The sequence below is a fragment of the Streptomyces sp. NPDC048353 genome, from assembly GCF_055587165.1.
The window spans coordinates 1031213-1053831 of sequence record NZ_JBVJGU010000003.1 but is presented as its reverse complement, the minus strand read 5'-3'; the positions used below and the strand labels follow the sequence as shown (position 1 = coordinate 1053831).

Below are 22619 nucleotides of genomic sequence, written 5' to 3'. Positions count from 1 at the left end.
CGGCCGCCTCCCCGGCGGCCGGCCGTCACCCCGCGTCGACGGAAACCCCCTGGACGAATGCCTCGCCGGCGTCGCGCAGCCTCTCGTGCAGCTCCGCGAACACCTCCGCCGAGCGGCCGCCGGGCCAGTCGGAGGGCAGCAGTTCGGAGGGCAGGACGGGGTCGGCGTACGGGAGGCGGCGCCAGGAGTCGAGGGCGAGGAGATAGTCCCGGTAGGCGTCCTCCGCCGTCCCCGGAGCGGCCCGCCAGGCGCGCAGCACCGGTTCGTGGGCGGCCAGGAACTCCTCGTGCAGCGCGGCGATCGAGGGCAGGTCCCACCAGCGGGCCACCGCCTCCGCCGTCGCGGCGTAGCCCAGGTGCTCGCCGCGGAAGAGGTCGACGTACGCAGAGAGCTCCAGCCGCTCCAGGGTGTGCCGGGTCTCCTCGTGGAGCCGCGCCGGGGCGATCCAGACGCCGGGAGCCGCCGTGCCGAATCCCAGCCGGGCCAGGCGCGACCGCAGCAGATGGCGCTTGTGGCGCTCGGACTCGGGGACCGAGAAGACGGCGAGGACCCAGCCCTCTGACAGTTTCGGTTCGGTACGCGAGTAGATCCGGCGGTCGCCGTCGGCCAGGAGCTGGCGGGCGTCGTCGGAGAGGGCGTAACCGGCGGCCCCGTCCGCCGTTCGTCGCGGCAGCAGCAGGCCCCGGCGCTTCAGCCGCGACACCGACGACCGCACCGAGGGCGCGTCGACGCCCAGCGCCGCGAGGAGGCGGATCAGCTCGGCCACGGGCACCGGCGACCCGTCGCGCGCCAGGCCGCGGCCGTACGCGCCGTAGAGCGAGACGATCAGGGAACGGGGGGTGTGCTGCTCGACCACGTGATCACTCTAGGGGTGTCTTGCCGATCGGGCCGGGCTCGGGTCCCGCCGCCGGGCCGGCCTCGCCCCCGGTGTCGTCGGTGCGGAGTCGGAAACGCTGGAGCTTCCCGGTCGCCGTACGGGGCAGGGCGTCCAGGAAGACGATCTTCCGGGGGCTCTTGTACGGCACCAGGCGGGCCCGTACGAAGGTGCGCAGCGCGGTCGCCGTCTCCGCGTCGCGCGGCACCCCCTGGCGCACGACCGTGTACGCGACGACGATCTGGCCGCGCAGCTCATCCGGACGGCCCACCACCGCCGCCTCCACCACGTCGGGGTGGGCGAGGAGGGCTTCCTCCACCTGGGGGCCCGCGATGTTGAAGCCCGCCGAGATGATCATGTCGTCGGCGCGGGCCACGTACCGGAAGTAGCCGTCCTCGTCCCGGACGTAGGTGTCGCCGGTGATGTTCCACCCGTCGCGGACGTACTCGCCCTGCCGGGGGTCGGCCAGATACCGGCAGCCGACGGGGCCGCGCACCGCGAGCAGTCCCTCCTCGCCGTCGGGGACCTCGGCGCCGGTGTGGTCCACCACCCGCGCCTGCCAGCCGGGGACGGGCCGGCCGGTGGTGCCCGGGCGGATGTCGCCATCCGCGGCGGAGATGAAGATGTGGAGCAGTTCGGTGGCCCCGATGCCGTTGATGAGCTTGAGGCCGGTCCGCTCGTACCACGCCTGCCAGGTCGCGGCCGGCAGGTTCTCGCCCGCCGAGACGCAACGGCGCAGGGACGCGGTGAGCGCGCTCCGGCTCTTCTCGGTCGCGGGGTGGTGGTCGACCTCGTGGCCGCCTTGGCCGTCCCCGTCGACGCGGAGGGCGTCGCTGTCGTGGCCGGCGCTGTCGGGCTCGTGGTTGCCGTCGACGTCGGGCTCGTCGCTCTTGCGGCCGTCCTGGCCGTCGGGGCCGTCGTGGCCGTTCAGTTCGTCCAGCATCAGCCGGTACGCGGTCGGTGCCGTGAACAGCACCGACACCCGGTGCTCGGCGACGGCCGCGAGGAGCTGCGCGGGGCCGGCCTGTTCCAGGAGCAGGGCGCTCGCCCCGGCGCGCAGGGGGAACACCACCAGACCGCCCAGGCCGAACGTGAAGCCGAGGGGCGGGGAGCCGGCGAAGACGTCGTCCGGGAGCGGCCGCAGGACGTGGGCGGAGAACGTGTCCGCGACGGCCAGCACGTCCCGGTGGAAGTGCATGCACCCCTTGGGCCGTCCGGTCGTCCCCGAGGTGAAGGCGATCAGGGCCACGTCGTCGGCCGCGGTGTCCACGGCCTCGTAGGCGGTGGGCTGGGCGAGGGAGAGGGAGAGCAGGTCGTCAGGGGAGTCCGCGCCGTACGTGGTGACGCGCAGGCCCGGGACCTCGGCCTTCACCAGCTCGTCGACCGACCGGATGTCGCACAGCGCGTGGGTACAGCGCGCCATCTCGCACATCACGGCCAGTTCGCGGGCGCGCTGCTGGGCCAGGACGGTGACCGCGACCCCGCCCGCCTTCATCACCGCCAGCCAGCATGCGGCCAGCCAGGGGGTGGTCGGGCCGCGCAGCAGCACGCGGTCGCCGGGCCGTACGCCCCGAACGGAGGTGAGGACGTGGGCGATCCGGTTCACCCGCTCCTGGAGTTGTCCATATGTCCAGACAAGGCCAGATCCGTCCCGGAAGGCGGGCCTTTCCGTGCCGAATCGTTCCACCGTGCGGTCGAGCAGTTCCGCCCCGCAGTTGAGCCGCTCGGGGTAGCGCAGCTCGGGAAGATCGAACAGCAACCGCGGCCACTGCCCGGCGGGCGGCAGATGGTCGCGCGCGAAGGTGTCGTGGTGGACCGAACCGGTCAGCTCCATGAGTTCGTCCCCTTGTCGTGGTGGGGTCGCCCAACGAGCGTATCGTGATGGTGACGACAGTCAACGGTGCGCGATAGAAGTGATCCGCAGACCTCGACGAGCGTGACAGTGAAGGTGACTGACGACGGTGACGGTGACGACGGAGGCAGGAGTCCGAATGTCCGCATTCTCGCTCGATCCCGCACAAACCGCCCGGTGTGCGGAGCTCCGCACCCTCGCGGCCGAACGCCTGCGCCCCCTCGCCGAGAAGGGGGAACCCGGCCGCGTCAACCGCCCCCTCGTCGCCGCGCTCGGCGAACTCGGTCTCCTCGCCCGCCTCTTCGAGGCCGGGGCCCTGGAGCTGTGCCTGCTCCGTGAGTCCCTCGCCCACGCGTGCACCGAGGCCGAGACCGCGCTCGCCCTCCAGGGGCTCGGCGCCCACCCGGTCGCCGCCGCCGGCACCCCGGCGCAGCGCGACCGCTGGCTTCCGGAGGTCACCGCGGGCCGGGCCGTCGCCGCCTTCGCGCTCTCCGAGCCCGGCGCCGGTTCCGACGCCGCCGCGCTCGCCCTCGAAGCCCGTCCCGACGGCTCAGGCGGCTGGCTCCTGCACGGCGAGAAGCGCTGGATCTCCAACGCCCCCGAGGCCGACTTCGCCACCGTCTTCGCCCGGACCACCGCGGGCGCCGGTTCCCGCGGGGTCACCGCCTTCCTCGTCCCCGCCGACCGGCCGGGCCTCACCGGCAGCCCTCTGGACATGCTCTCCCCGCACGCCATCGGCACCCTGGTCTTCGACGGCGTCCCCGTCGGCCCGGACGACGTCCTCGGCGAGGTCGACCGCGGCTTCCGGGTCGCCATGAACACCCTCAACCGCTTCCGCCCCAGCGTGGGCGCCTTCGCCGTCGGCATGGCCCAGGCGGCCCTGGACGCCACCCTCGCCCACACCGCGGGCCGCACCGCCTTCGGGGGCGTCCTGCGCGACCTCCAGGCGGTCGCCCATCAGGTCGCCGAGATGGCCACCCGTACCGAAGCCGCGCGGCTGCTCGTCTACGCGGCCGCGGCGGCGTACGACGCGGGCGCGACGGACGTCCCCAAGCGCGCGGCGATGGCGAAACTCCTCGCCACGGAGACCGCCCAATACGTCGTCGACGCCGCCGTCCAGCTCCACGGCGCCCGCGCGCTGCAACGCGGCCACCTGCTCGAACACCTCTACCGCGAGGTGCGTGCGCCGCGCATCTACGAAGGGGCCTCCGAGGTCCAGCGCACGATCATCGCCAAGGAGCTGTACGGGTGACGAGGAAACCGCGCCGCCCGCGACGGCCCGGGAGCCGTGCGGCCTTCGGCCGAGACCGGGAACCGCGCCGCCCGCGACGGCCCGGGAGCCGTGCGGCCCTCGGTCGATTCTGGGAGCCTCGCCGGGCCCCGACGACGAAGGAGCTGGACCGATGACGCCCCTCCACCGGCACAATCCCGCCGAGCTGTCCCCGCCCACCGGCTTCTCCCACGCCGTCACCGCCACCGGCTCCCGCCTGGTCTTCCTCGCCGGGCAGACCAGCCTCGACCGCGACGGCAAGGTGGTGGGGGAGGCCCTGCCGGAGCAGTTCGAGACCGCGCTCACCAACCTCCTCACCGCCCTCCGGCACGCCGGCGGCTCACCGGCCGACCTCGCACGCGTCACCGTCTACGCCACTGATGTCGCCGACTACCGCCGCCACGCGCACGAACTCGGGCGCATTTGGCGGCGGTTGGCCGGGCGCGACTTCCCCGCGATGGCCGTCGTCGGGGTCGTACGGCTGTGGGACGAGCAGGCGCTGGTGGAGCTGGACGGCTTCGCCGTCCTCGCCTAGTGCGTGTCTCTTCGATCGGTTGGTTAGTTGATCGGATGTGTCCGTCCGGTTAGTGATCACTGATGCGATGTGGGAGCCGGATCGAGCCGCTCATACCGGCCGATCCGGTCCGCAGCCCGACGGTGGGCCAACCACCGCCGAACCCTTGAGGCCATCGCGTGGAAGTACCGCACCTGCTCGCCCTGGCGGGACCTGCCCGACGAGCTCGGCTCGTTCCAGACCGCCCACAAGCGGCTGATCAGGTGGGCCGAGGACGGCACCTGGGAACGGATCCTCGCTGCGGTCCTGGCAACGGCCGACGCCGCTGATGACATCGGCTGGACCGTGTCGGTGGACTCCACCGTCTGCCGCGCTCACCAGCATGCCGCCGGAGCCAGGAAAAGGGGGCACCGGGCCGGGCCGAACCAGGCGACCACGCACACGGACGCTCCCGCGGCGGCCTGAGCACGAAGGTCCATATCGTCAGCGACAGCCGCGCACGGCCTTTGGTCCTTCGCGTCACCGCGGCCCAGGCAGGCGGCGCACCGGCCTTCGAAGCTGTCATGGCCGGCATCCGTGTTCCGCGAATCGGCCCCGGAAAGCCGAGAACCCGGCCGGAGGTGGTTCTGGCCGATCGGGCCTATTCCTCCCGCGCGACCCGAAGTCATCTCCGCCAGCGCGGCATCCGCGCAGTCATTCCCCAGCCGTTGGACCAGGTCGGCCATCGTCGGCGGCGCGGCCGCGCCGGCGGCCGCCCGCCCGCTTTCGACGCCGAGGGATACAAGCAGCGCAATGCGGTCGAACGATGCAGCAACCGGCAAGCAGTGGCGCGGCCTGGCCATGCGGACGGACAAGCTCTCCATCGCCTACCAAGCCGCACTGCATCTTGCGAGCATCCTTATCTGGGCAAGGTGCTGACCGAGAAGCGGGGGCTTCCGGCTGCCGCATCAGCGCGCGAGGATCACCCTATGGACGACCTTCTCAAGTTCATTCACGCCCGGTATGAAGCGGACAACCATGCCTACGCCGAGGTGGCCTATCGCTTCGGTGGCGAGGCCATCCTCGACAGCCACCTGCCGATGCTCGACCTGATCGACATGCTTGCACGGGACTGCGAGGCCATGGACCCCACAGACCCGCGCTTCGTCGGCCTCACCTACACGCTCCGCGTACTCGCGCAGTCCTATGCAGAGCATCCGGATTACCGCGAGGACTGGCGTCCTTAGAGACCATCAAAGAGACACGCCCTAGGCGGCGCCGCCCCGCGCGCCGAACTCCTGCGGTGGGGGCGGCCGGACGCCCGCCTGCCCCCGGACGGCCCCCGCGCTTGATCAACTGGTCACTCGCCGGAGGCGGGCTTACGGTCGAATGGTGGGTCGACCGGCCTACGGATCCCACCACGCGAGGGCGCGATGCGCCATGAGTACCCCCAAGCCGACGACGCCAGCACAGACCGCCGCCTCCCAGCGCCGGGGCGGCGGCAACGGGATCGCGCTTCTCGTCATCGCCTCCTGTCAGCTGATGGTCGTCCTCGACATCACGATCGTGAACATCGCGCTGCCGCACATCCAGAGCTCGCTCGAGTTTTCCACGACGAGCCTGTCCTGGGTGGTCAACGCGTACACCCTGACCTTCGGAGGCCTGCTCCTGCTCGGCGGGCGGGTCGGTGACATCCTCGGCAGGCGCCGGGTCTTCATCTTCGGCGTCCTCCTCTTCGGACTCGCCTCGCTGCTCGGCGGTCTCGCCCAGAACGACTGGCAACTCCTCGCCGCCCGTGCCCTGCAGGGCGTCGGCGGCGCGATCGCCTCGCCGACCTCGCTGGCGCTGATCTCCACCACCTTCACCGAAGGCCCGGAACGCAACCGGGCGTTCGGCGTGTTCGCGGCCGTGTCCGCGGGCGGTGGCGCGATCGGTCTGCTCGCCGGCGGCGTCCTGGTCGAATGGCTCGACTGGCGCTGGGTGTTCTTCGTGAACGTCCCGATCGCCGTGCTCATCGCCGTCGCGGCGCCCCGCTTCATCAAGGAGTCCGAGCGCCACTCCGGCCACTTCGACCTCACCGGCGCACTCACCGCCACCCTCGGCATGGTGGCGTTGGTCTACGGGTTCATCCGCGCCGCCCAGGAGGGCTGGCGAGATCCCCTCACCCTCGGCTCCTTCGGCCTCGCCGTCGTCCTGCTGGTCGTCTTCATCCTGGTCGAGCGGCGCTCCCGGCAGCCGATCACGCCCCTGCACATGTTCGCCGACCGCAACCGCGCGGGCACGTACGCCATCATGCTCTGCCTGGCCGCCGCGATGTTCGGCATGTTCTTCTTCCTGACCCTCTTCGTGCAGAACGTCCTCGGCTTCACCCCCTTGCAGGCAGGCCTGGCGTTCCTGCCGGTCAGCGCGGTGATCGCGGTCGGGGCGGGGCTCGCCTCGCAACTTCTGCCGAGGTACGGGCCGAAACCCTTCATGGTCGTCGGCTCGCTCCTCGCCGCGGCCGGGCTGTCCTGGCTGACGCTCACCGACGTCCACTCCACCTATCTGGGCAGCATCCTCGGGCCCATGCTCATCTTCAGCCTCGGTATGGGCATGCTCTTCGTCTCGCTGACCCTGATGGCGCTCTCCAACGTGCGGCCGGCGGAGTCCGGCGCGGCGTCCGGACTGCTCAACGCCACCCAGCAGGTGGGCGGTTCGCTCGGCCTCTCGATCCTGGTGACCGTCTTCGGCACGGCCAGTCGCAACGAGGCGGAGAAGCAGGTGCCGGCCTTCCTCTCGCAGGCCGACCCGCTGGAGAAGGCGCAGTTCGCGAGGACGGGCCAGCTGCCGCCGCCGTGGAGTGACGAGATCCTGACCTCCGGCGTCTCCCTGGCCTTCATCGTCGCGGCCGCCTTCGCGATCGTCGCCGCGGTGGTCGCCCTGGTCGCGATCCAGGTCCGACCCTCGGACCTCGAACGCCTCAAGGGCGGGGTGGGCCCACCGGGCGTCGGCTGACCGGCCGGGAGCCTCCCGCCGTCGTCACGCGCGTCACCCAACCTCACGACCGCGCGTCACCTGGCCTCCATGGCAGTGCGTCACCCGGCCGCCGCCCCACCCGCCGGCCACCCGGCCGCCCCGGCCACATAGCGCCCCCCGTCACCCGCCGTCACCCGGTCGGATCGCACCCGGCGTGCGATCCGACCCGGGTGGCGTCGCCGCGCGTGCCGCGCCCCGCTCCCCGTCCGAGGATGGGGGGATGGACGTCACCGAGGTACTCCTGCCCGGCCTCGGCCTGCGCTACGAGTTCACCAACCACCGGGGCGAGCGCATCGGCGTCGTGGCCCGCCGGACCGGCGAGTACGAGCTGATCGTCTACGACCGGGACGATCCCGACGAGGGCCGCTCCGTCCTCGAGCTCACCGGGGAGGAGGCCGACACGATCGCCGAGATCCTCGGGGCGCCGCGGATCGCGGAACGGTACGCCGGGCTCGCCGAGGAGGCGCCCGGGCTGCGGTCCGGGCAGGTCGGGGTCCGTGCCGGAAGCCGCTTCGACGGCCGTCCGCTGGGCGACACCCGGGCGCGGACCCTGACCGGCGCGTCCGTCGTCGCCGTGGTCCGGCAGGGGATCGTGCTGCCCTCACCGGCCCCGCAGGAGGTCCTGCGGGGCGGGGACGTCCTCGTGGTGATCGGCACCCACGAGGGCATCGCGGGCGTGGAACAGATCATCAGGGGCTGACCGTGCACACCTCGGTCGCCCTGCTGCTGGAGCTCGGCGTCATCCTCGCCGCGCTGAGCCTGCTCGGCACCCTGGCGCGCCGCCTGACCCTCTCGCCGATCCCCCTCTACCTGCTCGCGGGTCTCGCGATCGGCGAAGGGGGCATCGCCCCCGTGCCCGCCGCAGGTCCGTTCGTCGAGACGGGGGCCGCCATCGGGGTGGTCCTGCTCCTGCTGGCGCTGGGCCTGGAGTTCTCGCTGCCGGAGTTCGCCGTCGGCATGCGCAAGCGCGTGCCGTCCGCCCTGGTCGACCTCGTCCTGAACGCCGCGCCCGGCGCGGTGGCCGGCCTGCTGCTCGGCCTCGACGGCGTCGGGGTGCTCGCCCTGGCCGGGGCCACCTACATCTCCTCCTCCGGCATCGTCGCCCGCCTCCTGGCGGACCTGCGGCGCCTCGGCAACCGGGAGACCCCGGCCGTGCTGTCGGTCCTCGTCATGGAGGACTGCGTCATGGCCCTCTATCTGCCGGTGCTCGCCGTCCTCGCCTCCGGCGGCCAGTGGTGGCAGGCGGTCCTGAGCACCCTCGCGGCGGTCGGAGCCGTCCTGGCGGCCGCCACCGTCTCGTACCGCTGGGGGCACCACCTCGGCAGACTGCTCGCCCACCCGGACGCCGAACAGCTCATGCTCCGCGTGCTCGGCCTGACCCTGATCGTGGCGGCCCTGGCCGAACTCGTCCACGCCTCGGCGGCCGTCGGCGCCTTCCTCGTCGGCCTCACCCTCACCGGGGAGACCGCGACCCGCGCCCGGGCCGTCCTGATCCCCCTCCGGGACCTCTTCGCCGCGGTGTTCTTCCTGGCCATCGGCCTGTCCGTCGACCCGGACGACCTGGTCCCGGCCCTCCCCGCGGCACTGGCGCTGGCCGCGGTCAGCAGCGTCACCAAGGTGCTCACCGGCCGCTACGCCGCCGCCCGGGACGGCGTGGGGCGCCGCGGCCGGCTCCGGGCGGGGACGGCGCTGATCGCCCGCGGCGAGTTCTCCCTCGTCATCGTGGGCCTCGTCGGCACCGCCCACGGCTTCCTCGGCCCGCTGGTCACGGCGTACGTCTTCATCCTCGCCATCCTCGGCCCGGTCCTCACCCGCCTCGCCGGCGCCGTCCCCCTCGGCAGGAGCCACCCACCCCGCGCGGACGCCCAGGAGGGCGCCACCTGACGGGCCGGCCGTCCGCGCCCGGGTTCGCAGTCTGTCGGCATGTCGACTTCCTCCGGCTGTGCGCGATCGCTCAGGGGAGGGTTGTCCACCGCGCGTAATACGTATAACCTCGCTAGCCATCAGGCGCTCGCAGCCCGTCGGACCGGCCCTCGACGCCCCCACGGCCGCGACCGCGCCCAGCCCGCACCCACGGAGGTGACCACCCGTGAACCGTCCGCTCCCGGCCACCCACCGGTGCCTCCGCCGCCTGCCGGCCTTCGGCGATCACTCCTACCGCTGCGACCTGTACGCCTAGCGGGTGCCTTGGTGCCTTGGCGATCCTGCCGGGACCGCCGAGACACCCCCGAGGACCGCAGGCGCCGCCCCCGGTTCGCCCCCACGGAACCGGGCGGCGGCGTCCTGCTGCTCCGTACACGCCCCCGCCATCCCAGGAGTGACATGTCCGCCACCGCCGCACCCCGCCTCCAGCACGCAGGCACCGACTGGGCCCTGCGTCACATGCCCCTGCTCACCTCGACCGTCCGACGCCACGCCGCCGCCCTGGCCGGCAAGCGCATCGCGATGTGCCTGCACGTCGAGCCGAAGACCGCCGCCCTGGTCGCACTGCTCCGGGAGGCCGGCGCCGAGGTGACCCTCACCGGCTCGCCCGGCACCACGCAGGACGACACCGCCGACGCCCTGCGCGCGGTCGGCACCACCGTGTTCGGGCGGCGCGACGACGGCCTGTCCGAGCACCGCCGCAACATCGACCGCGTCCTCGGCTGCGACCCCCACCTGATCCTCGACAACGGCGGTGACCTGACCATCGCGGCCCTCACCCGGGGCGGGCTGCCGCACCTGATCGGCGGCACCGAGGAGACCACCACCGGCGGCCTGCGCCTCCGGGCCCTGCCGGCCCCGCCGCCGTTCCCCGTCGTCGTGATCAACGACAGCAGGCTGAAGCTCCTGGTCGAGAACGAGCACGGGGTCGGCCAGAGCGTCGTCCAGGGCTTCATGAACGCCACCAACCTCATGCTGCCCGGCGCCCGCGCCACGGTGGTCGGCTACGGGCCCTGCGGCCTCGGCACGGCGAACACCCTGGCCCGGCTCGGGGCCAGGGTCGCGGTCGCCGAGACCGACCCGTACCGGGCCCTGGAGGCGGTGATGCACGGCCACCAGGTCGGCGACCTCGCCACCCTGCTGCCGCGCACCCGGCTGCTCTTCCTGGCGACCGGACATCCCGCCGTCATCGGCCCGGACGCCCTCGACGTGCTCGCCGACGGGACGATCATCGCCGGTGTCGGCCACCAGCCCTGGGAACTGGACGCGGACGCCCTCGCCGCACGGACGGCCTCGGTCACCCGTTACGGCTCGGCCGGCGACGAACGCGCCGTGCACCGGCTCCGGGACGGCCGCGAGATCACCGTGCTGACCGGCACCCGGATGATCAACCTGACGGCCGCCAAGGGCAACCCCATCCAGGCCATGGACCTGGGCCTCACCCTCCAGGCCCGCAGCCTCGCCGCCGTCGCCACTCTGCCGCTCACCCCAGGCGTCCAGCCGATACCGGCCGATGTCGATCGCGAGATCGCCACCGACCTCCTCGGCCATCTCACCGCCTGACCGCCTGATCGCACGACTTCACCAAGGAACCCGCACCATGAGCACCCCCGCCGCTCCTCCGGTCCTCGACACCGAGACGCTCCGACGACTGCCCAAGGCCGTCCTCCACGACCACCTCGACGGAGCTCTGCGCCCGGCCACCCTCGTGGACCTCGCCTCGTCCGTCGGCCACCGACTGCCCACCACCGATCCGGACGCCCTCGCCGCCTGGTACGTCGAGGCCGCCGGCTCCGGCGACCTGGTCCGCTACATCGCCACCTTCGAACACACCCTCGCCGTCATGCAGCACCGCGAGGGCCTGCTGCGCACCGCCGAGGAGTACGTGCTCGACCTCGCCGACGACGGTGTCGTCTACGCCGAGGTCCGCTACGCGCCGGAGCTGATGCTCAGGGGCGGACTGACCCTGCCCCAGGTCGTCGAGACGGTCCAGGAGGGCCTGGCGACCGGCATGGCCAAGGCGGCCGCGGCCGGTACCCCGGTCCGGGTCGGCACCCTGCTGTGCGGCATGCGCATGTTCGGCCGTACCCGGGAGATCGCCGATCTCACCGTGGCCTTCCGCGACGCCGGCGTCGTCGGCTTCGACATCGCCGGAGCCGAGGACGGCTTTCCGCCCGCCGACCACCTGGACTCCTTCGAGTACCTGCGCGCCGCGAGCATGCCGTTCACCATCCACGCCGGAGAGGCCCACGGACTGCCCAGCATCCACCAGGCGCTCCAGGTCTGCGGCGCCCAGCGCATCGGCCACGGCGTGCGCATCATGGAGGACATCACCGACGGCCGCCCGGGGCCGCTCGCCGCCTGGGTGCGCGACCGGCGCGTCGCCCTGGAGATGTGCCCCACCTCCAACCTCCAGACCGGCGCCGCCGTCTCCATCGCCGAGCACCCCATCACCGCCCTGCGCGACCTCGGTTTCCGGGTCACCCTCAACACCGACAACCGCCTGGTCTCCGGCACCACCATGACCCGCGAGATGTCCCTGCTGGTCACGGAGGCCGGTTGGGGACTCGACGACCTGCGCGCGGTCACCGTCAACGCCGTCAAGAGCGCCTTCCTCCCCTTCCAGGAGCGCAGCGCCCTCATCCGCGACGTGGTCCTGCCCGGCTACGCGGCAGCCGCCTGAACCCCGCCCGCCACCCCTTGGAGTCCCTCATGGCACCGCGCATCGAGGACCTGCGCCTCGGCTTCGTCGGTCACGGCCGCCACGCCCGCGCCAACCTCTACCCCGCCCTCCACCTGGCCGGCGCCCGCCTCACCGGCATCGCCACGCGCCACGAGAGCGCGGCCCGGACCGCCGCCGCCCTGCACGGCGCCGAACACGGCCACGGCGATCACCGCCGGATGCTGGCCGAGGACGCCCTGGACGCCGTGTTCGTCAGCGTCGCGCCCGAGGACCAGGCCGCGGTCACCGAGGACTGCCTGCGCGCAGGTGCCCACGTCTTCGTGGAGAAGCCGCTCGGCCTGAACGAGGAGGAGGCCCGTCGGGTCGCCGCCACGGCCGAGCGCTACGACCGTCAGGTGATGGTCGGCTTCATGAAGCGGCACGCCCCCGCCTACCGCAAGGTCGCCGAACTCATCGCCGACGAGAAGACCTTCGGCCGGGTGCTGTCCTTCAACGGGCTGTTCGCCTTCAGCCCCTGGACGGACACCCTGCGGGACGACACCTATCTCCTGTTCGGCGCCGTCCACGTGGTCGACCTGGTCCGAGGCCTGTTCGGCGAGGTCACGGACGTCACCGGCTTCAGCAACTCCCGGGGCGCCGACATCAGCATGACGCTGACCCTCCGTTTCGGCAGCGGTGTCATCGGCAACCTCACCTTCGCCGGGGTCCCCGCGTGGAGTCGCGAGCAGGAGGAGCTCACCGTCACCGGACAGCACGGCTTCGTCCGCGCCGAGAACCTCACCACCCTCACCCACCACCACACGCGCCCCACCGCCGCAGGGGACGGAGGCACCGAGCCGTGGCAGACCCTGGGCGAGGAGACCGTGACCACCCGGTCCGTCAACTCTCCGGCCTCCGGCGGCCACCAGGACCTCTACCTCCGCGGTTTCGTCGGCGAGGTGCGCCACTTCCTCGACGCCGTGCGGCTCGGCACCGCTCCGGTCACCTCGGCCGCCGACAACGCGGCCACGATGGCCCTGTGCGACACCGTGCTGCGCACCGTGCGCCGCGGCTGACGGCCATCCCGAGCCGGCGAGCGTCTGCAGCCGGTCCACAGAGCCGCCGGAGAAGCCCCACGGACAGCGCCGCACCCCCTGTCGACCGGTAGGAGCGGTCGACAGGGGGTGCGGCGGTGCGGCCGCGTCAGATGTCCCGGAAGATCTCGATCTGCGCGCCCACCGAGTTCAGGCGCTCCGCCAGCTCCTCGTACCCCCGGTTGATGACGTAGACGTTCCGCAGCACCGACGTGCCCTCGGCCGCCATCATCGCCAGGAGGACGACCACCGCCGGGCGCAGGGCCGGCGGGCACATCATCTCCGCGGCGCGCCAGCGGGTCGGGCCCTCGACGAGGACGCGGTGGGGGTCGAGGAGCTGGAGGCGGCCGCCGAGGCGGTTGAGGTCCGTGAGGTAGATCGCGCGGTTGTCGTAGACCCAGTCGTGGATCAGGGTCTTGCCCTGCGCGGTCGCCGCGATGGCCGCGAAGAACGGCACGTTGTCGATGTTGAGGCCGGGGAACGGCATCGGGTGGATCTTGTCGATCGGCGCCTCCAGCTTGGAGGGGCGGACCGTCAGGTCGACCAGCCGGGTGCGGCCGTTGTCGGCGGCGTACTCGGGGGTGCGGTCGTGGTCCAGGCCCATCTCCTCCAGGACCGCGAGCTCGATCTCCATGAACTCGATCGGGACCCGGCGGATCGTCAGCTCCGACTCCGTGACCACGGCGGCGGCCAGCAGGCTCATCGCCTCGACCGGGTCCTCGGAGGGGGAGTAGTCGACGTCCACGTCGATCTGCGGGACGCCGTGCACGGTCAGCGTGGTGGAGCCGATGCCGTCGACCCGTACGCCCAGCGCCTCCAGGAAGAAGCACAGGTCCTGGACCATGTAGTTGGAGGAGGCGTTGCGGATGACGGTGACGCCGTCGTGGCGGGCGGCGGCGAGCAGCGCGTTCTCGGTCACGGTGTCGCCGCGCTCGGTCAGCACGATCGGGCGGTCGGGCGAGACGGACGCCTCGACCTGGGCGTGGTAGAGGCCCTCGGTCGCGGTGATCTCCAGGCCGAAGCGGCGCAGCGCGATCATGTGCGGCTCGATCGTGCGCGTACCGAGGTCGCAGCCGCCGGCGTAGGGCAGCCGGAAGCGGTCGAGGCGGTGCAGCAGCGGGCCGAAGAACATGATGATCGAGCGGGTGCGGATCGCGGCCTCGGCGTCGATCGACTCCATGTCCAGCTCGGCCGGCGGCACGATCTCCAGGTCGACGCCCTCGTTGATCCAGCGGGTGCGCACGCCGATGGAGTTGAGGACCTCCAGGAGCCGGAAGACCTCCTCGATGCGGGCGACGCGGCGCAGGACCGTGCGGCCCTTGTTGAGGAGCGAGGCGCAGAGCAGTGCGACACAGGCGTTCTTGCTCGTCTTGACGTCGATGGCGCCGGAGAGCCGGCGCCGTCCGACGACCCGCAGATGCATGGGTCCGGAGTAACCCAGCGACACGATCTCGCTGTCGAGCGCCTCGCCGATGCGGGCGATCATCTCAAGGCTGATGTTCTGGTTGCCGCGTTCGATCCGGTTGACGGCGCTCTGGCTTGTGGCCAAAGCCTCGGCGAGCTGCGTCTGAGTCCAGCCACGGTGCTGGCGGGCGTCACGGATGAGCTTGCCGATGCGTACGAGGTAGTCGTCTGCCATGGCGTCACGTTATCTCAGATATGAGATGACGCTCGCGGGGGGCTGAGCCGTCAGGGTGACGAACCGTGAGCAGTGGGGTGACGCGGTTCGTAGAGCGGGAGTTCGGCGCCGCTCGGCAGCCGGACGGCGGCGAGGAGCCCCCACCCCTGGTCGGTGATGGGCCGTGAGATCTCGGTCCCGCGGTCCTCGAGCGTGGTGAGCGTGGCCGTGATGTCGTCGCACATCAGATAGAACTCGTGCTTCGGCTCGCCGGCGGAGGGGTGCACCGCGACCTCGGCCGGCGGCAGCCGGAAGACCAGCCAGCCCTCGCCCGCGTCGACGTGGTCGAACCGGAGCACGTCCCGGAGGAAGGCGCGGTCCGCCTCGGCGTCCGGGGTGTAGAGAATCACATGCGCGCCGCTGAACATGGTCCGATCGTCGCGTGGGCCCCATGATGCGGCAATCGCTCCGCCGCCGTCCGGGGTTCCGGGCGCATGCCCCGGGGCATGCCGGGCATGACCGCGCGGCGGTCATGTACTAGAGTTATCTCGACATCGAGATATCTGCCGAAAGACGCACCGCAGCCGCGCCAGCCGGTAAGGGTTACCTAACTAAGTCTTACCTTAGCGGATCGGCGAGGAGCCATCGCGGCAGGATGCGGTCAGAACGCGCACATTGATGAAGGAGACTGTCGTGTCGGCGAACAGCTTCGACGCCCGCAGCACGCTGCGCGTGGGCGACGAGTCGTACGAGATCTTCAAGCTGGACAAGGTCGAGGGCTCCGCGCGCCTCCCCTACAGCCTGAAGGTGCTCCTGGAGAACCTGCTCCGCACCGAGGACGGCGCGAACATCACCGCCGACCACATCCGTGCGCTCGGCGGCTGGGACTCGCAGGCTCAGCCGAGCCAGGAGATCCAGTTCACGCCCGCCCGCGTGATCATGCAGGACTTCACCGGTGTGCCCTGCGTCGTCGACCTCGCCACCATGCGCGAGGCCGTCAAGGAGCTCGGCGGCGACCCGGCGAAGGTCAACCCGCTCTCCCCGGCCGAGCTGGTCATCGACCACTCCGTCATCGCCGACAAGTTCGGCACGAAGGAAGCCTTCGGCCAGAACGTCGAGCTGGAGTACGGCCGCAACAAGGAGCGCTACCAGTTCCTGCGCTGGGGCCAGACCGCCTTCGACGACTTCAAGGTCGTCCCGCCCGGCACCGGCATCGTCCACCAGGTGAACATCGAGCACCTGGCCCGCACGGTCATGGTCCGCAACGGCCAGGCGTACCCCGACACCCTCGTCGGCACCGACTCGCACACCACCATGGTCAACGGCCTCGGCGTGCTGGGCTGGGGCGTCGGCGGCATCGAGGCCGAGGCCGCCATGCTCGGCCAGCCGGTCTCCATGCTCATCCCGCGCGTCGTCGGCTTCAAGCTGACCGGCGAGCTGCCGGCCGGCACCACCGCCACCGACCTCGTCCTCACGATCACCGAGATGCTGCGCAAGCACGGCGTCGTCGGCAAGTTCGTCGAGTTCTACGGTGAGGGCGTCGCCGCCACCTCCCTCGCCAACCGCGCCACCATCGGCAACATGTCGCCCGAGTTCGGTTCCACCGCCGCGATCTTCCCGATCGACGGCGAGACCCTGAACTACCTCAAGCTCACCGGCCGCTCCGAGCAGCAGGTCGCGCTCGTCGAGGCGTACGCCAAGGAGCAGGGCCTCTGGCTGGACCCGGCCGCGGAGCCCGACTTCTCCGAGAAGCTGGAGCTCGACCTCTCCACGGTCGTCCCCTCCATCGCCGGCCCGAAGCGCCCGCAGGACCGCATCGTCCTCGCCAACGCCGCCCAGCAGTTCGCCCAGGACGTCCGCAACTACGTGGACGACGTGGACGAGGCGGGCAAGGAGTCCTTCCCGGCCTCCGACGCCCCGGCGAACACGCCGAACGGCGCCCCGTCGAAGCCGGTCACCGTCACGGCCCCCGACGGCTCGACCTACGAGATCGACCACGGCGCCGTCACCGTCGCCGCGATCACCTCCTGCACCAACACCTCGAACCCGTACGTGATGGTCGCCGCCGCGCTCGTCGCGAAGAAGGCCGTCGAGAAGGGCCTGACCCGCAAGCCGTGGGTCAAGACCACCCTCGCCCCGGGCTCGAAGGTCGTCACCGACTACTTCGACAAGGCGGGCCTGACCCCGTACCTCGACAAGGTCGGCTTCAACCTCGTCGGCTACGGCTGCACCACCTGCATCGGCAACTCCGGCCCGCTGCCGGAGGAGGTCTCCCAGGCCGTCAACGAGCACGACCTCGCGGTCACCTCGGTCCTCTCCGGCAACCGGAACTTCGAGGGCCGGATCAACCCCGACGTCAAGATGAACTACCTGGCCTCCCCGCCGCTGGTCGTCGCGTACGCCCTCGCGGGTTCCATGAAGGTGGACATCACCAAGGACGCGCTCGGCATCGACACCGAGGGCAAGCCGGTCTACCTCGCGGACATCTGGCCCTCCGAGGCCGAGGTCAACGACGTCGTCGCCAACGCGATCGGCGAGGACATGTTCAACAAGTCCTACCAGGACGTCTTCGCGGGCGACGCCCAGTGGCAGGCGCTGCCGATCCCGACCGGCAACACCTTCGAGTGGGACGCCGAGTCCACCTACGTCCGCAAGCCCCCTTACTTCGAGGGCATGACGATGGAGACCACCCCGGTCTCCGACATCGTCGGCGCGCGCGTCCTGGCCAAGCTGGGCGACTCGGTCACCACCGACCACATCTCCCCGGCCGGTGCCATCAAGGCCGACACCCCGGCCGGCCAGTACCTCACCGAGCACGGTGTGGAGCGTCGTGACTTCAACTCCTACGGCTCGCGCCGGGGCAACCACGAGGTCATGATCCGCGGCACCTTCGCCAACATCCGCCTGCGCAACCAGATCGCGCCGGGCACCGAGGGCGGCTACACCCGCGACTTCACGAAGGAAGGCGCCCCCGTCTCCTTCATCTACGACGCCTCCCGCAACTACATCGAGCAGGGCACCCCGCTCGCGATCCTGGCGGGCAAGGAGTACGGCTCCGGCTCGTCCCGCGACTGGGCCGCCAAGGGCACCGCGCTCCTCGGCGTCAAGGCCGTCATCGCCGAGTCGTACGAGCGCATCCACCGCTCGAACCTCATCGGCATGGGCGTCCTTCCGCTCCAGTTCCCTGAGGGCGCCTCGGCGGCCTCCCTCGGCCTGACCGGTGAGGAGACCTTCTCCTTCACCGGTGTCGAGGAGCTGAACAACGGCACCACCCCGCGCACGGTCAAGGTCACCACGGACACCGGCGTCGAGTTCGACGCGGTCGTCCGGATCGACACCCCCGGCGAGGCGGACTACTACCGCAACGGCGGCATCATGCAGTACGTGCTCCGGAACCTGATCCGCGGCTGACCCACCCGGTCACCGGCACGACGGACCGGCCGCCACCCCGCACGGGGTGGCGGCCGGTCCGCGTCGTTCCGGAGCCCTATCCTGCGCGCCATGGACGACGACCACGGCCATGACGGCACCGCCGGCCCCCGCCCGGACGGCGACCCGGACGGCGATCTGGACCGGCTCGACCGGGAGGCGCTCGTCGCCGAGGCGCGGCGGCTGCGCGCCGCGATCCGCGCCCACCGGGACAGCTCGGGGCACGACCTCTGCTGGCATCACCCGCAGCTGTGGGGGCTGCTACCCGAGCGCGTCGAGCCCGACGTGGCGGTCCCGCCCTGGCCCCGCTTCCTCCGCGGCTGCGTCCGCTACCGCGAGGCCCTGGACCGCGAACTCCCGGCCGCGCCCGCGCACGACCGGGAGTACGAGGGCCCGAGGACCGGCCCGACCGGCCCGGAGCCCGGCCCGGGACCGTCCTAGGACAGCAGTTCCACCTCCGCCAGCGTCCCGCCCCCGCCGGCCGTCACCAGGCGGTACTTCCCGTACGTCCCCGGCGTGGCGACCGAGAAGGCCCGGGTCTGGCGGTCCCAGGTGAAGGACTGGCCCGTCCGTCGGTCCAGGTCCTTCCAGGTCACGCCGTCCGCCGAGCCCTGCAGGACCCAGCCGGCCGGCGCCTCGGCCCGTGCGGACGAGGTGAGCGTGTACTGCACCGCCCGGACCGGCTTCGCCACCGGCAGCTCCACCGAGGCGACCGGGCCGGCCGTGGCGGAGGTGTCGTCGAAGAGCGGACCGGCCCCGGCGATCGCGTCGGTGCGCGGGACGGGCACCCGGTCGTCCCGGGTGATCGAGACCGGGCCGGCGTTCGCGCCCGTGCCCCAGGCCGACGGCTTTGGACCCATGTCGAACGTCAGCGTGCCGCCCCGGGACAGCAGGGCGTGCGGCAGCGCGGTGGAGTTCCACCGCTGACCGTTCACCCGCACCCCCTGGACGTAGAGGTTCCGCGCGCTGTTGCGCGGTGCCTCGACGACCAGCGTGCGGCCGTTGTCGAGGCGGAGCGTCACCTTCTTGAACAGCGGCGAGCCGATCGCGTACTCCCCGCTGCCCATCACCAGCGGATAGAAGCCGAGCGAGGAGAAGAGGTACCAGGCGGACTGCTCGCCGTTGTCCTCGTCGCCGTGGTAACCCTGGCCGATCTCGCTGCCGGTGTAGAGCCGGGACAGCACCTCGCGCACCTTCTCCTGCGTCTTCCACGGCGTCCCGGCCGCGTTGTACATGTACGGCACGTGGTGGGCGACCTGGTTGGAGTGGCCGTACATCCCCATCCGGACGTCACGCGCCTCGGTCATCTCGTGGATGACGCTGCCGTACGAGCCGACGAACTCGGGGCTCGCCGTCTCCGGGGTGGAGAAGTAGGTGTCCAGCTTCGCCCCCAGCCCCGAGCGGCCGCCGTACAGGTTCGCCAGACCGCGCGAGTCCTGCGGGGCGGTGAAGGCGTAGCCCCAGCCGTTCGTCTCGGTGTAGTCGTGGCCCCAGATCCTCGGGTCGTACTCCGCGGAGGGCACCCGCCACGCGCCGGCCAGGTCGCGGCCCTGGAAGAAGCCGGCCTTCGCGTCGAAGAGCGAGACGTACTTCCGGGCGCGGGAGAGGAAGTACGCGGCCTCCTCCTGGTACCGCTTCTGGCCGGTCTTCTTGTACAGCGCCTCGCCCATCCTCGCGATGCCGTAGTCGTTGAGATAGCCCTCCAGGGACCAGGAGAGGCCCTCGTGCGTCTCCGTCGAGGCGTAGCCCAGGAACGGGGAGGTCTCCATGCCCTTGCGGCCGACGCCACGGCTCGGCGGGACGACGGTCGCGTTCTTCAGCGCGGCCTCGTACGCCGCCTTCGCGTCGAAGTCCACGCCCTTGACGAAGGCATCGGCGAACGCCACGTCGGAGGAGGTGCCGGTCATCAGGTCGGCGTAGCCGGGGGAGGACCAGCGGGAGATCCAGCCGCCGTCCTTGTACTGCTGGACGAATCCGTCGACCAGTTCGCCGGCCTTCCTCGGGGTGAGGAAGGAGTAGGCGGGCCAGGTCGTGCGGTAGGTGTCCCAGAAGCCGTTGTTGACGTACACCTTCCCGTCGACGATCTTCGCGCCGGTGCGGGTGGGGGTGTCCGGACCGGTCATGGGGGAGAAGGGGCTGGCGTACCGGTGCTTGCCGTCGACCTTCTCGAAACCGGAGTTCGGGTAGAGGTAGAGGCGGTACAGGCTGGAGTAGAGGGTGACGAGCTGGTCGTGGGTGGCGCCCTCGACCTCCACCCGGTTCAGGATCGCGTCCCAGGCGTCCTGCGCCCGGTCCTTCACCCGCTCGAAGCGGGTGCCGGCCGGGATCTCGTCGGCGAGGTTCGCCTTCGCCTGGTCGACGGAGATCAGAGAGGTGGCCAGCCGCAGCGTCACCGTCCGGTCCGCGCCCGCGTCGAAGCGGAAGTGGCCCTTCACGCCCTGCGCGGCGGAGGCGGTGACCGGCGCGTCGAAGACGCCGTACACGAACATCCGGGTCGCGCCGGCCGACAGGCCGCTCTTCACGTCGGAGTAGCCGGTGAAGGAGCCGGTCGCGGCGTCGAGGGTGAGGCCGCCCTCCTCGGTGACGTTGTCGAAGACGACGCTCGCGTCGTCACCGGGATAGGTGAAGCGCATCGCGGCCGCGTGATCGGTCGGCGCCATCTCGGCCTTGAGACCGTTCTCGAACGTGACGCCGTAGTAGTGCGGCCGGGCCGTCTCCTTCTCGTGGCGGAAGGCGAGACCCCGCTTGACCCGGTCGCTCTCCGGAGTGCCGGCGGCCGCGGACGGCATCACCTGGAAGGTCTGCCGGTCGCCCATCCACGGGCTCGGCTCGTGGCTGGCGGCGAACGCCTGGACGGTGGGGAGGTTGTCGGCGTTGTTCCCGCGCGCGTACTCGTACAGCCAGCTCTTGGAGGCCGCGTTGGTCACCGGCGTCCAGAAGTTGAAGCCGTGCGGGACGGCGGTGGCGGGGAAGGTGTTGCCCCGGGAGAACGCGCCGGAGGAGTGGGTGCCGCGGGTGGTCGAGGCGTAGTCGGAGAGCCGCGCCGGGCGCTTCTCCGGCGCCTCGGGCCGCACGGTGATGTCGTCGATCCAGCCCTGGAACTTCGACGGCCCCTTCGGGGAGTCGTACGCCACCAGGATCCGGTCCACGGTCTTGCCGGCCGCGACCGTCCCGATCGCCGCGTTCACCTGGTTCCACTGGTTGACGTAGAGCCGCTTGGCGGCGGCCTGGCCCTGCGGGGTGAGCGCGCCGCCGTGCGTGTCGGTGGCGCGCAGTCCGCTGAGATAGGTGCCGTCGGTGAAGGCCAGGTCCACGGAGACGTGGGTGGCGGGGTAGTCGAGGTCGGTCTCGGCCAGCGACGGGAAGATCCGGTACGACAGCTCGGTGTCCCGGCCGACGGCCGTGTTCACGTCGAAGACCTTGTTGTACGAGTACGCCCGTCCGGCCGCCTTGTGCGTACCGGCGTAGCGCAGCGCCCGCGTGCCCGTGAAACCGGCGTTGGCCTTGGCAGTGGGGGAGCCGCCGGGGCCGCGGTCCACGTGGCTGCGCATCTCGGGCGGGACGGGGGCGGAGGTGTCCCCGTTCGAGAACTGAACGTCGGCGAGCTGAGTCAGGCCCGCGCCGCCGTTCCGGGTGACCTCCAGCCGGTAGTGGGCGTAGGCCGTGTCCCCGGTGAAGTCGTACGTCTTCGTCTCGAAGCGTTTGGCGAAGGCCTGGCCCTCCCGGGTGTCGAGGACCTTCCACTCCTTGCCGTCGGCGGAGCCCTTCAGGGTCCAGTCGCGCGGGTCGCGCTCGGCCGCGTCGTTCGCCGAGGTCAGCGCGTACGTCACGACCTTCACCGGTGCGTCGAGGTCGAACTCGATCCAGGCCGTGGGCTCGAAGACCAGCCATTTCGTGCCGGGCTGGAGGTCGACCAGGTTCTCCTTGGTCTCGCCCCCGGCCGCGTTCTCGCCGCTGGCCCGGAGCCCGGTCACCTTGTCGGTGACGTTGCCGGGGATGCCACTGGCGAAGCCGCCGTCGACGCCGGAGGCCCGCTCCGTGCCGTCCCGGCCCACCTCGACGGTGTTCCGCCAGGTCGGCTGGGTCTCGTCCGCCTCGAAGGAGGTGGTGAACTCCCGCTCGAAGGGCCCGGGTCGGGAGGGGGCGGCGTAGGCGGGGGAGGGTGCGGCGGTCGCCAGGAGTGCGGCGGCCGCGAGGAGGGCGGCGGCCCGTGCGCGCCGCGTCCCGGGCCGCCGTCCGCGCCCGAAGCGGGGCGAAGACGGCGGCCCGGACCTGTCCCTGAGCGTCTCCCTGAACGTGTTCCCGTGCCTGTGCCGTGGGCTCGGTCCGGTGTGAAGTGGGGCCTGCATTCGGTGTCGTCACTCCCGCCGCTCGTCTTAGACAACGTTG

At 71.7% G+C, this 22619-nt stretch carries 16 protein-coding genes and 1 pseudogene; 12 read left to right on the top strand and 5 right to left on the bottom strand.

Annotated features, from left to right (window positions below; genetic code table 11):
• Positions 1-25: 25 nt before the first annotated feature.
• Both ACZ6RC_RS14935 and ACZ6RC_RS14930 read right to left on the bottom strand, forming a co-directional pair.
• A complete protein-coding gene (locus ACZ6RC_RS14935; protein WP_391141651.1) occupies positions 26-856 on the bottom strand; it encodes a PaaX family transcriptional regulator in 831 nt (276 codons plus the stop codon).
• Between the two features lie 4 nt (positions 857-860).
• Positions 861-2708 carry an AMP-binding protein gene (locus ACZ6RC_RS14930; RefSeq protein WP_469582634.1) on the bottom strand — a complete coding sequence of 616 codons (1848 nt, stop codon included), beginning with the start codon at positions 2706-2708 and terminating at the stop codon, positions 861-863.
• A gap of 157 nt (positions 2709-2865) precedes the next feature.
• Here ACZ6RC_RS14930 and ACZ6RC_RS14925 point away from each other — a divergent pair, with 157 nt between their 5' ends.
• The 10 genes and pseudogenes from ACZ6RC_RS14925 to ACZ6RC_RS14880 all read left to right on the top strand — a co-directional run bounded on the left by ACZ6RC_RS14925 (position 2866) and on the right by ACZ6RC_RS14880 (position 13165).
• Positions 2866-3978: an acyl-CoA dehydrogenase family protein gene (locus ACZ6RC_RS14925; RefSeq protein ID WP_469582632.1), complete on the top strand. Its 1113-nt coding sequence runs from the start codon at positions 2866-2868 to the stop codon at positions 3976-3978.
• Positions 3979-4129: 151 nt separating this feature from the next.
• Entirely contained in the window at positions 4130-4531 is a 402-nt protein-coding gene (locus tag ACZ6RC_RS14920; RefSeq protein WP_453612179.1) for a RidA family protein, read from the top strand.
• A gap of 37 nt (positions 4532-4568) precedes the next feature.
• Positions 4569-5428, top strand: a pseudogene (locus ACZ6RC_RS14915) (IS5 family transposase).
• Positions 5429-5478: 50 nt separating this feature from the next.
• Positions 5479-5736 (top strand): DUF6221 family protein, encoded by a 258-nt coding sequence (locus ACZ6RC_RS14910; RefSeq protein ID WP_469582628.1) that lies wholly within the window; start codon positions 5479-5481, stop codon positions 5734-5736.
• Between the two features lie 193 nt (positions 5737-5929).
• Positions 5930-7483 (top strand): MFS transporter, encoded by a 1554-nt coding sequence (locus tag ACZ6RC_RS14905; protein ID WP_469582624.1) that lies wholly within the window; start codon positions 5930-5932, stop codon positions 7481-7483.
• Positions 7484-7724: 241 nt separating this feature from the next.
• Positions 7725-8204, top strand: coding sequence for a cation:proton antiporter regulatory subunit (locus ACZ6RC_RS14900; protein WP_469582621.1), 480 nt, complete (start codon positions 7725-7727; stop codon positions 8202-8204).
• Between the two features lie 2 nt (positions 8205-8206).
• Positions 8207-9388, top strand: a complete 1182-nt coding sequence (locus ACZ6RC_RS14895) for a cation:proton antiporter (protein WP_469582618.1) — start codon at positions 8207-8209, stop codon at positions 9386-9388.
• A gap of 438 nt (positions 9389-9826) precedes the next feature.
• Positions 9827-10990 carry an adenosylhomocysteinase gene (locus ACZ6RC_RS14890; protein ID WP_469582615.1) on the top strand — a complete coding sequence of 388 codons (1164 nt, stop codon included), beginning with the start codon at positions 9827-9829 and terminating at the stop codon, positions 10988-10990.
• A 37-nt stretch (positions 10991-11027) separates the two neighbouring features.
• Positions 11028-12110 carry an adenosine deaminase gene (locus ACZ6RC_RS14885; RefSeq protein WP_469582612.1) on the top strand — a complete coding sequence of 361 codons (1083 nt, stop codon included), beginning with the start codon at positions 11028-11030 and terminating at the stop codon, positions 12108-12110.
• 29 nt (positions 12111-12139) lie between these two features.
• On the top strand, positions 12140-13165 hold the full coding sequence (locus ACZ6RC_RS14880) for a Gfo/Idh/MocA family protein (protein ID WP_469582609.1): 1026 nt from the start codon (positions 12140-12142) through the stop codon (positions 13163-13165).
• Between the two features lie 127 nt (positions 13166-13292).
• On the opposite strand, the gene ACZ6RC_RS14875 is transcribed toward ACZ6RC_RS14880, so the two are convergent.
• Positions 13293-14822 (bottom strand): helix-turn-helix domain-containing protein, encoded by a 1530-nt coding sequence (locus ACZ6RC_RS14875; protein ID WP_469582606.1) that lies wholly within the window; start codon positions 14820-14822, stop codon positions 13293-13295.
• A 50-nt stretch (positions 14823-14872) separates the two neighbouring features.
• The gene (locus ACZ6RC_RS14870; protein WP_469582603.1) at positions 14873-15229 is read right to left on the bottom strand and encodes a VOC family protein; all 357 of its coding nucleotides are present in this window, start codon (positions 15227-15229) and stop codon (positions 14873-14875) included.
• Positions 15230-15494: 265 nt separating this feature from the next.
• On the opposite strand from ACZ6RC_RS14870, the gene acnA reads away from it, so the two are divergent.
• Together acnA and ACZ6RC_RS14860 are read left to right on the top strand one after the other, a co-directional pair.
• On the top strand, positions 15495-18212 hold the full coding sequence (gene acnA, locus ACZ6RC_RS14865) for an aconitate hydratase AcnA (RefSeq protein WP_391141677.1): 2718 nt from the start codon (positions 15495-15497) through the stop codon (positions 18210-18212).
• A 90-nt stretch (positions 18213-18302) separates the two neighbouring features.
• On the top strand, positions 18303-18671 hold the full coding sequence (locus ACZ6RC_RS14860) for a hypothetical protein (protein ID WP_469582601.1): 369 nt from the start codon (positions 18303-18305) through the stop codon (positions 18669-18671).
• Here ACZ6RC_RS14860 and ACZ6RC_RS14855 read toward each other — a convergent pair.
• Positions 18668-22579: a GH92 family glycosyl hydrolase gene (locus tag ACZ6RC_RS14855; protein WP_469582598.1), complete on the bottom strand. Its 3912-nt coding sequence runs from the start codon at positions 22577-22579 to the stop codon at positions 18668-18670. The genes ACZ6RC_RS14860 and ACZ6RC_RS14855 overlap by 4 nt on opposite strands.
• Positions 22580-22619 lie beyond the last annotated feature (40 nt).